Origin of the sequence: Shewanella sp. T24-MNA-CIBAN-0130 (assembly GCF_040310185.1) — a bacterium.
In the GTDB taxonomy this organism is placed as follows: domain Bacteria; phylum Pseudomonadota; class Gammaproteobacteria; order Enterobacterales; family Shewanellaceae; genus Shewanella; species Shewanella psychromarinicola.
Genome location: NZ_JBEOPP010000043.1, coordinates 1 through 13,818, shown reverse-complemented (window position 1 = coordinate 13,818; position 13,818 = coordinate 1). Strand labels below are relative to the sequence as shown.

General features: G+C 42.1%; 9 protein-coding genes and 3 tRNA genes. 11 read left to right on the top strand and 1 reads right to left on the bottom strand.

The genetic code is table 11. The features are described 5' to 3' along the window. Window positions 1-17 precede the first annotated feature (17 nt). The 5 genes from truD (at window position 18) to rpoS (ending at window position 4,724) form a co-directional block, all read left to right on the top strand. Window positions 18-1,091, top strand: coding sequence for a tRNA pseudouridine(13) synthase TruD (truD, locus tag AAEZ02_RS15760; protein ID WP_124012037.1), 1,074 nt, complete (start codon window positions 18-20; stop codon window positions 1,089-1,091). A gap of 3 nt (window positions 1,092-1,094) precedes the next feature. Continuing rightward, complete coding sequence (gene surE, locus AAEZ02_RS15755) at window positions 1,095-1,844, top strand: 5'/3'-nucleotidase SurE (RefSeq protein ID WP_124012036.1); 750 nt, start codon at window positions 1,095-1,097, stop codon at window positions 1,842-1,844. Then, window positions 1,841-2,476, top strand: a complete 636-nt coding sequence (locus AAEZ02_RS15750) for a protein-L-isoaspartate(D-aspartate) O-methyltransferase (protein ID WP_101034721.1) — start codon at window positions 1,841-1,843, stop codon at window positions 2,474-2,476. The genes surE and AAEZ02_RS15750 overlap by 4 nt, the downstream gene beginning before the upstream one ends. 265 nt (window positions 2,477-2,741) lie before the next feature. Continuing rightward, window positions 2,742-3,674 carry a peptidoglycan DD-metalloendopeptidase family protein gene (locus AAEZ02_RS15745; protein WP_502959594.1) on the top strand — a complete coding sequence of 311 codons (933 nt, stop codon included), beginning with the start codon at window positions 2,742-2,744 and terminating at the stop codon, window positions 3,672-3,674. Window positions 3,675-3,752: 78 nt separating this feature from the next. Next, on the top strand, window positions 3,753-4,724 hold the full coding sequence (rpoS, locus tag AAEZ02_RS15740) for an RNA polymerase sigma factor RpoS (protein WP_351123914.1): 972 nt from the start codon (window positions 3,753-3,755) through the stop codon (window positions 4,722-4,724). 434 nt (window positions 4,725-5,158) lie between these two features. Here rpoS and mutS read toward each other — a convergent pair whose 3' ends face one another. Continuing rightward, a complete protein-coding gene (gene mutS / locus AAEZ02_RS15735) occupies window positions 5,159-7,741 on the bottom strand; it encodes a DNA mismatch repair protein MutS (protein WP_351123911.1) in 2,583 nt (860 codons plus the stop codon). Between the two features lie 287 nt (window positions 7,742-8,028). Here mutS and recA point away from each other — a divergent pair, with 287 nt between their 5' ends. The 6 genes from recA (at window position 8,029) to AAEZ02_RS15705 (ending at window position 13,817) form a co-directional block, all read left to right on the top strand. After that, window positions 8,029-9,093 (top strand): recombinase RecA, encoded by a 1,065-nt coding sequence (recA, locus tag AAEZ02_RS15730; RefSeq protein ID WP_101032451.1) that lies wholly within the window; start codon window positions 8,029-8,031, stop codon window positions 9,091-9,093. Between the two features lie 649 nt (window positions 9,094-9,742). After that, window positions 9,743-12,367 (top strand): alanine--tRNA ligase, encoded by a 2,625-nt coding sequence (gene alaS, locus AAEZ02_RS15725; protein WP_351123908.1) that lies wholly within the window; start codon window positions 9,743-9,745, stop codon window positions 12,365-12,367. Window positions 12,368-12,816: 449 nt separating this feature from the next. Further along, window positions 12,817-13,014: a carbon storage regulator CsrA gene (gene csrA, locus AAEZ02_RS15720; protein ID WP_076496509.1), complete on the top strand. Its 198-nt coding sequence runs from the start codon at window positions 12,817-12,819 to the stop codon at window positions 13,012-13,014. A 511-nt stretch (window positions 13,015-13,525) separates the two neighbouring features. Further along, window positions 13,526-13,617 (top strand) — tRNA-Ser (locus AAEZ02_RS15715). A 22-nt stretch (window positions 13,618-13,639) separates the two neighbouring features. Continuing rightward, a tRNA-Arg gene (locus tag AAEZ02_RS15710) sits at window positions 13,640-13,716 on the top strand. A gap of 27 nt (window positions 13,717-13,743) precedes the next feature. Then, window positions 13,744-13,817: transfer RNA gene (locus AAEZ02_RS15705), tRNA-Arg, on the top strand. Window position 13,818 lies beyond the last annotated feature (1 nt).

The following is a 13,818-nucleotide window of genomic DNA, read 5'->3' as shown; positions in this document are numbered from 1 at the left end:
ATAGAGAATTCTGGCACATGAAAGAATTACATTACCTTTTTGGTAAACCAATAAGCCAAGCTGATTTACGTACCTATAATAGCGATTTTATTGTTAAAGAAATTTTGCCTTTTACGCCAACAGGCGAAGGCGAGCATCATATGCTCCATGTGCGTAAAAACGGCATGAATACGGTCTATGTTGCTGAAATATTGGCTAAGTTCGCTAAAGTTCATCCGAAAGAAGTGACCTTCGCTGGCCAGAAAGATAAAAATGCTATTACCGAACAATGGTTTGGGGTACGTATTCCGGGTAAAGAAACCCCTGAGTGGACAGAGCTTAATAATGAGAAATTAACGATTTTGTCGAGCAGCCGCCACAGTAAAAAACTGCGTATAGGCGCCTTGATCGGAAATCGGTTTGTGCTGACATTACGCAATATAACCGATATTGCCGATGTTGAAACACGTCTACAACAGATTGCTAAGTTAGGTGTACCCAATTACTTTGGCGAGCAACGTTTTGGCCACGACGGTAAAAACCTCATTTGGGGTCGACAAATGCTCAGCGGTGGTCGCAACGTAAAAGATCGTCATAAACGCAGCATGTATTTATCAGCAGTACGTTCCAATGTGTTTAATCAAGTGGTGTCATTTCGTTTAGCCCATCATCATACTGACACATTAGCAGGCGATTGCGTGATGTTAGCTGGCAGTAAAAGCTATTTTACCGCTGAAACGTGGGATGAGGTTCTCAATAGTCGCTTAGCAGAAAAAGATATTCAACTTTCAGCCCCGTTGTGGGGCAAAGGTATACCATTAGCGCAAGCCGAAGCATTAGCCGTTGAACTGGCACCATTAACAGATTTATCAACTGACTTGCAAGGACTCGAAGATGCGGGCTTATCACAAGAAAGACGACCCTTATTGCTTGAGCCTCAAGGGATAAAATGGCAGTTTGAAGCGAATATACTTACCCTTGAGTTTGTGTTGCCGGCCGGCAGTTATGCCACGTCGATGTTACGTGAACTTGCTGATTATCAAGATATTCAAGAATCACAGCGAAAAGAGATGGTTGCGGATCAACAAGCACAATCCAATGAAGAGTGCTAATGAATGATTAATATTTTAGTCAGTAATGATGATGGTGTGAGTGCGGCCGGTATTATTGCGTTAAGTAACGCACTGAGCGAGTTTGCCCAAGTGTTAACAGTTGCACCTGATCGTAATTGTTCGGGTGCGAGTAACTCATTAACCTTAACTAATCCATTGAGAATCAATAATTTAGGTAATGGCTATATTGCTGTTAATGGCACTCCAACTGACTGTGTTCATCTCGCTATTAGGCAGCTGTGCCTTACGGAACCCGACATAGTGGTTTCCGGTATTAATGCCGGTGCGAATATGGGAGATGACACCTTATATTCAGGTACCGTTGCCGCTGCAATGGAAGGGCGTTTTTTAGGTCTGCCAGCCATAGCGGTGTCTCTCGTGGGAAAATCATTAATTCATTACGATACTGCTGCGGTTTATGCGACTAAAATTGTAAAAGGGTTGTTGGCTCATCCTATTAGTCGTGATCAAATGTTAAATGTTAATGTCCCCGATTTACCGATAGCAGAAATTAAAGGGATTAAAGTCACCCGTTTAGGTGCACGGCATAAAGCAGAAGGTATGATAAAGACCCAAGATCCAGCGGGTAAAGATATATACTGGCTTGGGCCTGTTGGAAGTGAACAAGATGCAGGTGAAGGGACCGATTTCGATGCAGTAGCAGCAGGATATGTATCAATAACCCCCCTAACAGTTGATTTGACGGCATACAATCAACTTGATGGATTAGCCGATTGGATAATAAAAATATGACACCGGTAGCTTCAACATCAGCAATAAATTTGGCCAAGAAATTGTCTGATGCAGGGATCCGACATCCTGCCGTATTGCATGCTGTAGCAATAACACCACGGGAATTGTTCCTTGATGGTGCATTAGCTCATAAGGCGTATGAAAATACTGCATTACCAATCGGGCAGGGACAGACAATTTCACAACCTTACATTGTGGCTCGAATGACTGAGCTTCTGTTACAGCATAACCCTCAAAAAGTATTAGAGATTGGAACCGGTTCAGGCTATCAGGCTGCTATTTTAGCATCGTTAATTCCAGAGTTATGCACTATTGAACGTATCAAAGCATTACAAATACAAGCTCGTCAAAGACTAAAGCGCCTAGACCTACATAATGTATCATTCAAATATGGCGACGGTTGGCAAGGGTGGCCAAATCGAGGGCCATTTGATGGCATTATGGTGACGGCCGCTGCAGCAAGGGTACCTCAAGCATTGCTTGAACAATTATCTGACCGTGGTGTATTAATTATTCCGGTGGGAGAAGACACCCAACAATTGCTTAAAATTACCCGTGTCGGACAGGCATTCCAATCTGAGATCATTGAGTCAGTTAAATTTGTTCCTTTAATTAATGGCGATTTGGCATAGTTAACCTCAGCTCTTTGTCCTGCTATATCTATTGCATTGCAATAGGCAAGCTATTGACGCGCAATGGGCCTTGTTGGCAACACAAATGGCAAGTTTGATATTGCAGACTTGGCGTAAACCTGTTTTTATCGATTTATCCCGTCTCTTATCCCGAGTTGAGCTTAGTCAACATGATAAAATGAGGTTTGATACATTAACGATATTTTCGTTTGCAACAAGCTTGTTTTAGCCTAACAATCACGTACCTCTCCTAAAAGGATTTTGTTTGATGAATACCGGTTGGCCACACTTTTTGGTCTTAGCAATTATGCTCACTGGATGCAGCTTTCAAGCTGATCGTCCCGCGCCGGTTGACAGTTTATCGTCAAATAATCATGGTCCTCGTTATCATAAAGGCTCATTAAAAACGAACAAATACAAAGTAAAGAAAGGTGACACGCTTTATTCAATTGCTTGGGGGGCAGGGCGTAATTTTGTGGACGTTGCCCGTTTGAACCATTTATCGTCTCCTTACATTATTTATCCTGGGCAAGTACTTAATTTAGCGGCCACTAATAATCGTCCATCGACAACCGTTCGAGCACCTCAACCTTATGTTACTTCTGTACAAACACAAGCCGTTACCAAACCATATATTTCGAGCTCAAATCGTTCTCAATTAGAAACAATCAAACCGAAGGATATTCCAAAGTCAAGCCCAGCAGTAGTTTCAGCCAGAACGAAAAAAGTTCTTGATCACAAAGTCAAGCCTGCGTATTCTGTAACAACTACCCAACAAACAATTAACCAAAGTGCAATAGGTTCTGTCGCAAATTTGCCACAGCAAGTTCAGCAATGGCACTGGCCAGTTAGAGGTCGAATAGTTGGATATTTTTCGGCATCAGAACAAGGCAATCAAGGGATAAAGATTGCTGGTAACCGCGGCGATATTATTAAAGCCGCAGCAGATGGGAGAGTCGTGTATGCAGGTAATGCACTGCGCGGGTATGGCAACTTAGTGATTATCAAGCATAATGATGATTTTTTAAGTGCTTATGCGCATGCCGACACGATACTGGTTAAAGAAAAGCAATATGTGAGTGCAGGTCAAACAGTTGCAAAAATGGGCAGTACCGGGACTAATCAAGTTATGCTTCACTTTGAAGTGCGCTTTCATGGTAAGTCTGTCAACCCATTACGATATCTACCTAAACAGTAATTGTTTAGTCACATAATTAACGGAGGATAAGCAATTGCAGTAGATTAAATAACATAAATTAGGTTTGGGAGAGCAATTATGAGCCGCAAAAATAATACTGCTTCAGCAGAATATCTTGTCGATCTAGCTAAACAACCACCGGGAGATACAACCGATCACCGTGATTTGGTACAACAACTCGAGATTGAAGAAAAAGTCCAAGATGACTTACAGAAAAATTTAGATGCTACTCAATTATATTTAGGTGAGATAGGTTTTTCTCCGCTACTGACTGCAGAGGAAGAAGTGTTTTTTTCACGTAAAGCCCTCAAAGGCTGCGAAAAATCTCGCAACCGCATGATCGAAAGCAACCTTCGCCTTGTCGTTAAAATTTCCAGAAGATATAACAATCGTGGTTTAGCGCTACTCGATCTTATCGAAGAAGGTAACTTAGGTTTAATCAGAGCGGTAGAAAAATTTGACCCTGAACGTGGTTTCCGATTCTCCACTTATGCAACATGGTGGATTAGACAAACCATCGAACGAGCGATAATGAACCAGACTCGCACTATCCGTTTACCCATCCATATTGTTAAAGAATTAAATGTGTACTTGCGCACAGCAAGACAACTTGCTCAAAAACTTGACCATGAACCTACCGCAGAAGAGATTGCCGAAAAATTAGATGTATCCACTGGTGATGTCAGTCGCATGTTAAAACTAAATGAAAGAATTACCTCGGTAGACTCGCCATTTAGTGGCGATAATGAGAAAGCATTAATAGATGTCATTGCTGATGATGATTCCGTCAGTCCAGATTATCGCGTACAAAATGAAGATTTATCTAATTCGATTGTAGAGTGGTTAAATGAGCTTAATACTAAACAACGTGAAGTGCTGGCGAGACGTTTTGGTTTACTCGGATATGAACCTTCAACATTAGAAAATGTCGGTGCTGAAATCGGGTTAACCCGTGAGCGAGTGCGCCAAATTCAAGTTGAAGCTCTCAAACGCTTAAAAGATTTACTTGGCGCGCAAGGGCTTTCAGTTGAAGCATTATTCAGAGACTAATGAATATTGAATCGATAATTGTTCAATAAGTACAGCTTAAGGTTTTGTCGGTATTCGGGTTGAGAACCTATATGAGTGGTTAATACTCCATCTCATGTATTTAGGTTTATCTCGTTAATTTATTTGAGCTTAATCGATGTAAACGTAAGCTCAATCGTTTGTTAAGATAAAAAGTTTGTTAAACAATTTGCCTCACCCCCCCCGATGTTTTTTGACGCCGCGTCCCCACTTTTAGTCCATTTCAGTCTCTCGTTTTTAGTCTCTCATTATTCCTGCTTATTGTGTCAGCCTATCATTGTTGCTGTGCTACATGGTCGCGAAATGCAGTATTGGAGTGGAAGCCTTGGCCGACTTCCACGGTTTCAATAACCTCAACTCGGTATAAGAGATGGGTAAGCTACCAAACGGCATTATTTGTTAACTTACGTTATTTGTTAGCTTACGTTATTTAAACGCTTTAATTCATATAAATAATCTAATGCCTGTTTAGGGGTTAAATCATCAGGATTAATTTGCGCTAACTTGTCCAACACTGGCGACGGCTCTGGTATTGGAGGTAATAAATTCATGCTCACTTGGATCGGATTTTGCTGTGATAAACTCATGTCACGGTTTTCAAGTTGATGCAGTTTTTGTTTTGCCGCTTTAATGACTGAGGCCGGAACACCTGCGAGCGCCGCAACTTGCAGACCATAACTTTTACTTGCCGCACCTTCTTGTACCGAATGCATAAAAGCAATGGTGTCATCGTGTTCTATGGCATCTAAGTGCACATTAATCACTGACGGTAACAGTTCGGGCAGTTGGGTGAGTTCAAAATAATGAGTGGCAAATAATGTCAGTGCACTAAGGTTTTTAGCGAGATATTCTGCAGCAGACCACGCGAGCGCTAACCCATCATAGGTTGAAGTACCACGGCCTATTTCATCCATCAACACCAAACTGTTTGCGGTTGCATTATGCAAAATGTTGGCGGTTTCGGTCATTTCAACCATGAAGGTTGAGCGACCCGATGCCAAATCATCAGAGGCACCAATGCGGGTAAAAATACGGTCAATCTCACCTATTTGAGCAGAATCTGCGGGCACAAAACAGCCAATGTGTGCCATTAATGTAATGAGCGCCACTTGACGCATATAGGTTGATTTACCGCCCATATTAGGACCGGTAACGATTAGCATTTGCCGTTGCGGTGTTAAAGCGACAGGGTTAGCAATAAACGCCGCTTGGCTGACTCGTTCAACCACTGGGTGGCGACCCGCATCAATATGAATACCAGTTTCGTGAGTCATTTGCGGACATTGGTAATTAAAGGTCTGGGCACGTTCTGCAAAATTACTCAATATATCAAGTTCTGCAGCAGCAGTAGCAAACTGCTGTAACTCTTGTAATTTTGGCAGTAATAAGTCAAACAGCTGTTCCCAAAGTTGTTTTTCAAGTGCGAGTGCTTTTCCCTGACTTGAGAGTACTTTTTCTTCGTATTCTTTCAACTCTGGGGTGATATAACGCTCAGTCCCTTTAAGTGTTTGGCGGCGTTGATAACTCAGTGGCACTCTGTCTGACTGTAAACGGCTCACTTCAATATAGTAACCATGGACGCGGTTATAACCCACTTTTAAGGTATTAATCCCTGTTTGTTGTTTCTCGCGAGCTTCAAGTTCGATTAAATAATCACTTGCCCCTTCACTTAACTTTCGCCATTCGTCTAATTCATTATTGTAGCCAGTACGGATAACGCCACCATCACGAATTAACATGGGCGGATTGTCTACAATAGCGCGTGCTAATAGGTCGTGTTGTTGTGGGAATTCACCTAATAATTGGACTAATGTACTCAATCGAGGTTGCTGGCATACCGCTAAGGTTTGCTGGATCTCAGGCAGAAGTGTTAATGCTTGCTTTAAACGTGAAAAGTCACGTGGTCTGGCGCTGCGTAGTGCCAAACGTGCCATAATACGTTCAATATCACCTAAGCTTTTTAGCTGTTCATGTAGCGTCTGATATAAGTCTCGCTCAATCAATTCGCTGACAGCGTTATGGCGATATTGAATCGTTTGGCGATGTCGTAATGGTTCGTGGATCCAGCGCTGTAACATGCGGCTTCCCATAGGGGTTGCGGTATTATCTAATACCCACGTAAGAGTGTTCTCACGTCCGCCAGACAAGTTTTGTGTTAATTCTAAGTTACGTCGAGTCGCGGCATCTAAAATTATCGATTCCGATTGATTAAAACGTACAATGGCGTTGATATGTGGCAACGCCATTTTTTGAGTATCTTTTACATACTGCATTAAACAACCTGCAGCTTGTAACGTCAATCGAGCATCACTCATCCCAAAACCATGTAAATCTTTGGTGCCAAATTGACTGAGCAGTAAATTCACACAAGTATCGTACTCAAACTCCCATTCTGGACGGCGACGAATGCCTTTCATATTATTGATTAATAACATGTCAGTAAAATCTTCACTGTAAAGTAATTCGGCAGGATTCGTGCGTTGTAATTCAGCTTCTAATGCTTCACGGGTGGGTAACTCTGCAACCACAAAACGACCTGATGAAATATCCAGTGTGGCATATCCAAATCCGTTTTTACCTTGATAAAGTGCCGCCAGTAAATTGTCTTGTTTTTCTTGCAGTAGGGCTTCGTCGGTTAGAGTGCCTGGAGTGACAATACGCACGACTTGGCGTTCTACTGGACCTTTTGATGTTGCGGGGTCACCAATTTGCTCACAAATGGCCACAGACTGACCTATGTTAACTAATTTTGCTAAATAGCCCTCAACGGCATGATAGGGAATACCTGCCATGGGAATAGGATCGCCGCCACTTTTCCCGCGAGCGGTGAGAGAAATGCCCAACATTTCAGAAGCGCGTTTAGCATCATCGTAAAACAGTTCATAAAAATCACCCATCCGATAAAACAATAACATATCAGCATGAGCAGCTTTTAAGCTCAAATACTGACGCATCATCGGGGTGTGTTTTTCTAAATCGCTGGTATCAATTACTGTCATTATGAACACTTCACTATTTAATCAATCTTAGGGGGCGTAATTTTATGGGGCTAATCTTAACAATATTTGTCCCCAGCGTATAAATAGATTCATAATAAAAAGTATATCTGGATAAAATATTGATGTGAAAAGGCAATTATCACAGGTTAAAAAATAAATTGCGCTCAGCACTTGATACTGTATGACTATACAGTATACTGATGAACATACTGAAATGGTTTACATCATTTCACCTAAGTCAAAACAGCATTTTACTAAACGTATTGAATGCCTTAGAGGGTTTTATAATGAAGGTTGATCCAAATAAAGAGAAAGCACTTGCCGCCGTTTTAAGTCAGATTGAAAAGCAATTTGGTAAAGGCTCAATTATGAAGTTGGGCGAAGATCGCACAATGGATGTTGAAACTATCTCTACCGGTTCACTTTCATTGGATGTCGCTCTAGGTGCGGGTGGTTTGCCACTGGGACGTATCGTTGAAGTCTACGGCCCAGAGTCATCAGGTAAAACGACGTTAACTCTGGAAGTGATTGCAGCGGCGCAACGCGAAGGTAAAACCTGTGCGTTTATTGATGCTGAGCATGCACTTGACCCTATTTATGCCAAAAAGCTAGGCGTAGATATTGATAACTTACTTTGTTCACAGCCAGACACCGGTGAGCAAGCATTAGAAATTTGTGATGCGTTAACCCGCTCTGGTGCTGTCGACGTTATTGTGGTCGATTCTGTTGCAGCGTTAACGCCAAAAGCTGAAATTGAAGGTGAAATTGGTGATTCGCATATGGGCCTAGCCGCTCGTATGATGAGCCAAGCAATGCGTAAACTTGCTGGTAACCTCAAGCAATCTAATACTTTGCTTATTTTCATTAACCAAATTCGGATGAAAATTGGTGTTATGTTCGGTAGTCCAGAAACGACTACTGGTGGTAACGCGCTTAAGTTCTACGCTTCAGTTCGTTTAGATATTCGTCGTATAGGTGCAATTAAAGAGGGCGACGAAGTCGTGGGTAATGAAACCCGCGTTAAAGTGGTTAAAAACAAAATTGCCGCTCCATTCAAGCAAGCTGAATTTCAAATTCTTTATGGACAAGGTATTAATCGTACCGGTGAGTTAGTTGACTTAGGCGTTGCTCATAAGCTGGTTGATAAAGCGGGTTCTTGGTACAGTTACAAAGGCGAAAAAATTGGTCAAGGCCGCTCTAATGCGGGTAAGTTTCTAACTGAAAACCCAGCCATTGCCAGTGAAATCAATACCACTCTTCGTGCTATGTTATTGAACGGTGGTGCTAATGCATCAGGCTCAAAAACTGAAAATGATGAGAATGTCGATCTTGAAACTGGCGAGGTATTCTAAGCCAGTCAGTCAAATATATCGCGGTAGCGCATCTTGCGCGCCGCGAATATTCCCGCCATGAAATATCCTGTAAGTACATACGCACTTAATGATGTTCCTAATGATGAGTCAGTATAATGACCCTAACAATAGTGATTAGCAGTTAACGATCCTATCACTTCAATATGTTTTTTATCATTGAGTACATGAGTACATGAGTACAGCATAAGTGTTAATGGTATTAATACTTATACCCCGTAGTTATTCACTGTTTTAACATCAACGTCCAACAAAGCCCACCTCAAGTAGCCATTTTTATATCTGCAACTTACGCGTAGCAACACACGACTCGTTAAAGCAGCCAGCCTCTTATTGATTACTTTTTACTGCTAATTTGTGTTCATGAACAAATTACTTTCTGTTAAGACCCGCTAATATTTATTGCACTCAATCTAATAGCCCTATTTATAACGCCTAATTGCAATAGTAATGCCTATGGTCAGTGGATTTTAATATTTGCTTGTTATTGGCTACTCTTATGGATTTCAACTAAGAGGGGAATCAAACCACTCATCTCGCATGTTGACGTAAATTCAGTATATAATGCCAACATTTACTGGCTTGCATGCCAAGCTCGTTACTTTTGTATTTTCTCTATTCAGGACCATTTATGTTTCAGACTACAGCAGAGTTAAGAAGTGCATTTTTAAAGTACTTTGAAGATAACGGACATCAGGTTGTTGATAGCAGCTCGCTCGTTCCCACCAATGACCCAACACTGTTATTTACCAATGCGGGCATGAACCAATTTAAAGATGTGTTCCTCGGTATGGATAAGCGTAATTACAGCCGCGCAACAACATCTCAGCGTTGTGTTCGTGCGGGCGGTAAGCATAATGATCTTGATAATGTGGGTTATACCGCTCGTCACCATACCTTTTTTGAAATGCTAGGTAACTTCAGTTTTGGCGATTACTTTAAAGAAGATGCGATTCGATTCGCATGGACCTTTTTAACCGAAACACTCAAGCTGCCAAAAGAACGCTTATGTGTCACCATTTATGAAACAGATGACGAAGCCTATGACCTATGGACTAAAAAAATTGGTGTGTCAGCTGAAAACATGATCCGTATTGGCGATAACAAAGGTGCATCGTTTGCGTCAGATAACTTCTGGCAGATGGGTGATACCGGACCTTGTGGCCCTTGTAGCGAGATTTTCTACGATCATGGCGATCATATTTGGGGTGGCCGCCCTGGCACACCTGAAGAAGATGGCGATCGCTTTATTGAAATTTGGAATATTGTATTTATGCAGTATAACCGTCAAGCAGACGGTGAAATGTTGCCACTACCTAAACCTTCAGTCGATACCGGCATGGGTATTGAGCGTATTGCTGCCATTATGCAGGGTGTACATTCAAACTACGAAATCGATATTTTTAAGCAGTTGATTGCTCAAGCCGCTAATATTATTGGTATTACTGATTTAGAAGATAAGTCACTACGCGTCATCGCTGATCATATCCGTTCATGTGCATTTTTAATTGCCGATGGTGTGATGCCATCAAATGAAGGCCGCGGTTACGTATTACGTCGCATTATTCGCCGAGCTGTTCGCCATGGCAATAAGCTTGGTGCGACTGACGCCTTTTTCTATAAATTAGTGCCAACGCTTATCAGCGTAATGGGCGATGCCGCAAATGGGTTAACACAATCTCAAGCCATTGTTGAAAAAGCCTTAAAAGCCGAAGAAGAGCAGTTTGCCCGTACCCTTGAGCGCGGTTTAGTGATTTTAGATGGCGCGCTGAACACCCTCCAAGGTGATACTTTAGATGGCGACACCGTATTTAAGCTGTATGACACCTATGGTTTCCCTATTGATTTAACGGCTGATGTTTGTCGTGAACGCGATATTAATGTTGATGAAGCCGGCTTTGACGTTGCAATGGCGCAGCAAAGAAGCCGTGCGCAAGCCGCAGGTAACTTTGGTGCAGATTATAATAGTCAGCTAATTATTGATGCACAAACCTCTTTCAGTGGTTATACCGAACTCACAGGGCAGCCGAACGTAATTGCTTTATATGTTGACGGTAAAGCGGTTGATACCGTGGTTGCGGGTCAAGATGCCGTTGTCGTATTAGACAACACCCCATTTTATGCTGAGGCAGGTGGGCAGGTGGGTGATAAAGGCCAACTGACAGCCGATGGTGTGGTATTTAACGTTGCTGATACGCATAAGTTTGGTCCGGCTACAGGTCATGAGGGTCAATTAACTCAAGGCCAATTAGTGCTAGGCCAGCAGTTAACCGCGCAAGTGGATAAAAAGTTACGTCATCGTACTCAGTTAAATCATTCCGTGACTCACTTATTGCATGCTGCATTACGCCAAGTGTTAGGTTCTCATGTGTCTCAAAAAGGCTCATTAGTGAACCCTGAACGCCTACGTTTTGACTTTGCTCATTCTGAAGCGCTCAAACCATCAGAGTTGAAAGCTGTAGAAGACTTAGTTAACACCCAAATTCGCCGTAACCATGCACTTTGCACCACTGAAATGGCCATTGATGAAGCTAAAGAAAAAGGCGCAATGGCTTTATTTGGTGAGAAATACGATGATCAGGTACGTGTTGTCACTATGGGCGATTTCTCTATCGAGTTATGTGGCGGTACTCATGTTGGCCGCACGGGCGATATTGGTTTATTTAAAATCACTTCAGAGGGCGGTATTGCTGCAGGTGTGCGTCGTATTGAAGCCGTCACTGGTGTTGCTGCTATGGCTTATATTGCCGATCAGCAAGCCGTGTTAGATGAAACCGCGCAACTACTTAAATCAGACAGTGCATCTGTTGTGGCTAAATTAAAAGCGCAGTTAGATAAAGTCAAACAGTTAGAAAAAGAGTTGTCTCAGTTGAAAGATAAGTTAGCCGCAGCAGCCAGTGCCGATATGGCAGGGGATGCAGTGGAGATAAATGGTGTTAAACTGTTAGTTAAACAGCTTAACTGTATTGACCCAGGTTCACTCCGTGGTTTACAAGATGAGCTAAAGCAAAAACTAAAGTCTGCGATTATTGTGCTCGGCACAGCTAAAGACGGTAAAGTGAATTTAATTGCTGGCGTCAGCAATGATTTAACTAAAAAGGTCAAAGCGGGCGAGCTCGTGGCAATGGTTGCACAACAGGTTGGTGGTAAGGGTGGTGGTCGTCCAGATATGGCACAAGCGGGTGGTTCTCAGCCTGAGAATCTAGCCGCAGCATTAGCCCTTGTGGAACCATGGGTAAACGAACGTTTACGTTAATGAAATCTGTAGATTAGCGTTTTTGATAGCAATTGAGACATGAAGTCTAAGATATGCGACTTTATGTCTTGAGTGCTATGAGCAGATTTGGCATAGTGAACTATCTTGCTAGCAGTAAAAGCGTTTAAAAGGATTGTTAGTTGGACAGTACTTATTGTGTGCTCAAATATAGCACTTGGTATTTGTTTTCCCTTCCTATCGTTTTTGTTATTGGTTTGCTGTAATGAATTATTTAACAACTGAGTGGTATAACGTAAATTGGTTTATTTTACGTTAATCTCGTTTTAAAAGACGACCAATCGTCAAATTTTATGATTTCCTAATAGAATATGCTTTATAAACTGACGTATTTTGAAATTGATACTATGATTTTATGTAAAGCAAACCTTATAATGAGCGCATATTACGGATAAAGCGTGTTATGCAGATCGAACTAAAGGAGCAATCGAATGCTAATTTTGACTCGTCGAGTAGGCGAAACATTAATGATCGGTGACGAAGTCACAGTTACTGTGTTAGGTGTTAAAGGTAACCAGGTACGTATAGGTGTTAATGCACCTAAAGAAGTGTCTGTTCATCGTGAAGAGATCTATCAGCGTATTCAATCTGAGAAGTCAGGTACGCCTTCTGAAGATGGAAATTTCTAATTTCGGGCAGTTTTTAATTTCGGGCAGATATATGCTCGATATCATCAAAGTCAGCATTTGCTGACTTTTTTGTTTTTTGCACGGCAAAGAAATTGCCGCTTTAGTTTAAATCAGTCCTGATAAGTTAACCTCAACTTGGAAAAACCGTATATTATCCAGAATTGAGGCTAACTAGCTAAGACCCTATCCGGCGATTGTCTGTGTCGCTTAACATGATGTTGAGCGGCAACTGAGTGCCGAGTATATGCCGTGTAGAAGTTACCTTATCGAGATCAACGATGTCTTCAAATATGTCGCTTGCCAAAAAAGGTTAAAACTCTCGTAGAATGAACAGAGACTTAATGAAATTGTTACGGTTATTTAAAACCATTATTCATAATAAATAACACGGTTTTGATGATTATTTGAGCCTATTATATCCAATGTGATTAAAAACAGTCCAAATGAAGTTAGGTTTCCTAAAAAGGGTTTGACTTATTTTCATCAAACAGTAAGATGTGCGCCAAGAAACGGAGAGGTGGCCGAGTGGCCGAAGGCGCTCCCCTGCTAAGGGAGTATGGGCTTTAAATCCCATCGAGGGTTCGAATCCCTCCCTCTCCGCCATTTCTTACAATAGATATACGATGCGGATGTAGCTCAGCTGGATAGAGTACCTGGCTACGAACCAGGCGGTCGGAGGTTCGACTCCTCCCATCCGCACCATTATCTATTAAAATGTGAACCATGAATGCGGATGTAGCTCAGCTGGATAGAGTACCTGGCTACGAACCAGGCGGTCGGAGGTTCGACTCCTCCCATCCGCAC

Coding starts and splice junctions, on each gene's coding strand:
- AAEZ02_RS15750 (WP_101034721.1), top strand. CDS start 1,841: ATGACACCGGTAGCTTCAACATCAGCAATAAATTTGGCCAAGAAATTG.
- rpoS (WP_351123914.1), top strand. CDS start 3,753: ATGAGCCGCAAAAATAATACTGCTTCAGCAGAATATCTTGTCGATCTA.
- mutS (WP_351123911.1), bottom strand. CDS start 7,741: ATGACAGTAATTGATACCAGCGATTTAGAAAAACACACCCCGATGATG.
- surE (WP_124012036.1), top strand. CDS start 1,095: ATGATTAATATTTTAGTCAGTAATGATGATGGTGTGAGTGCGGCCGGT.
- recA (WP_101032451.1), top strand. CDS start 8,029: ATGAAGGTTGATCCAAATAAAGAGAAAGCACTTGCCGCCGTTTTAAGT.
- truD (WP_124012037.1), top strand. CDS start 18: ATGAAAGAATTACATTACCTTTTTGGTAAACCAATAAGCCAAGCTGAT.
- alaS (WP_351123908.1), top strand. CDS start 9,743: ATGTTTCAGACTACAGCAGAGTTAAGAAGTGCATTTTTAAAGTACTTT.
- csrA (WP_076496509.1), top strand. CDS start 12,817: ATGCTAATTTTGACTCGTCGAGTAGGCGAAACATTAATGATCGGTGAC.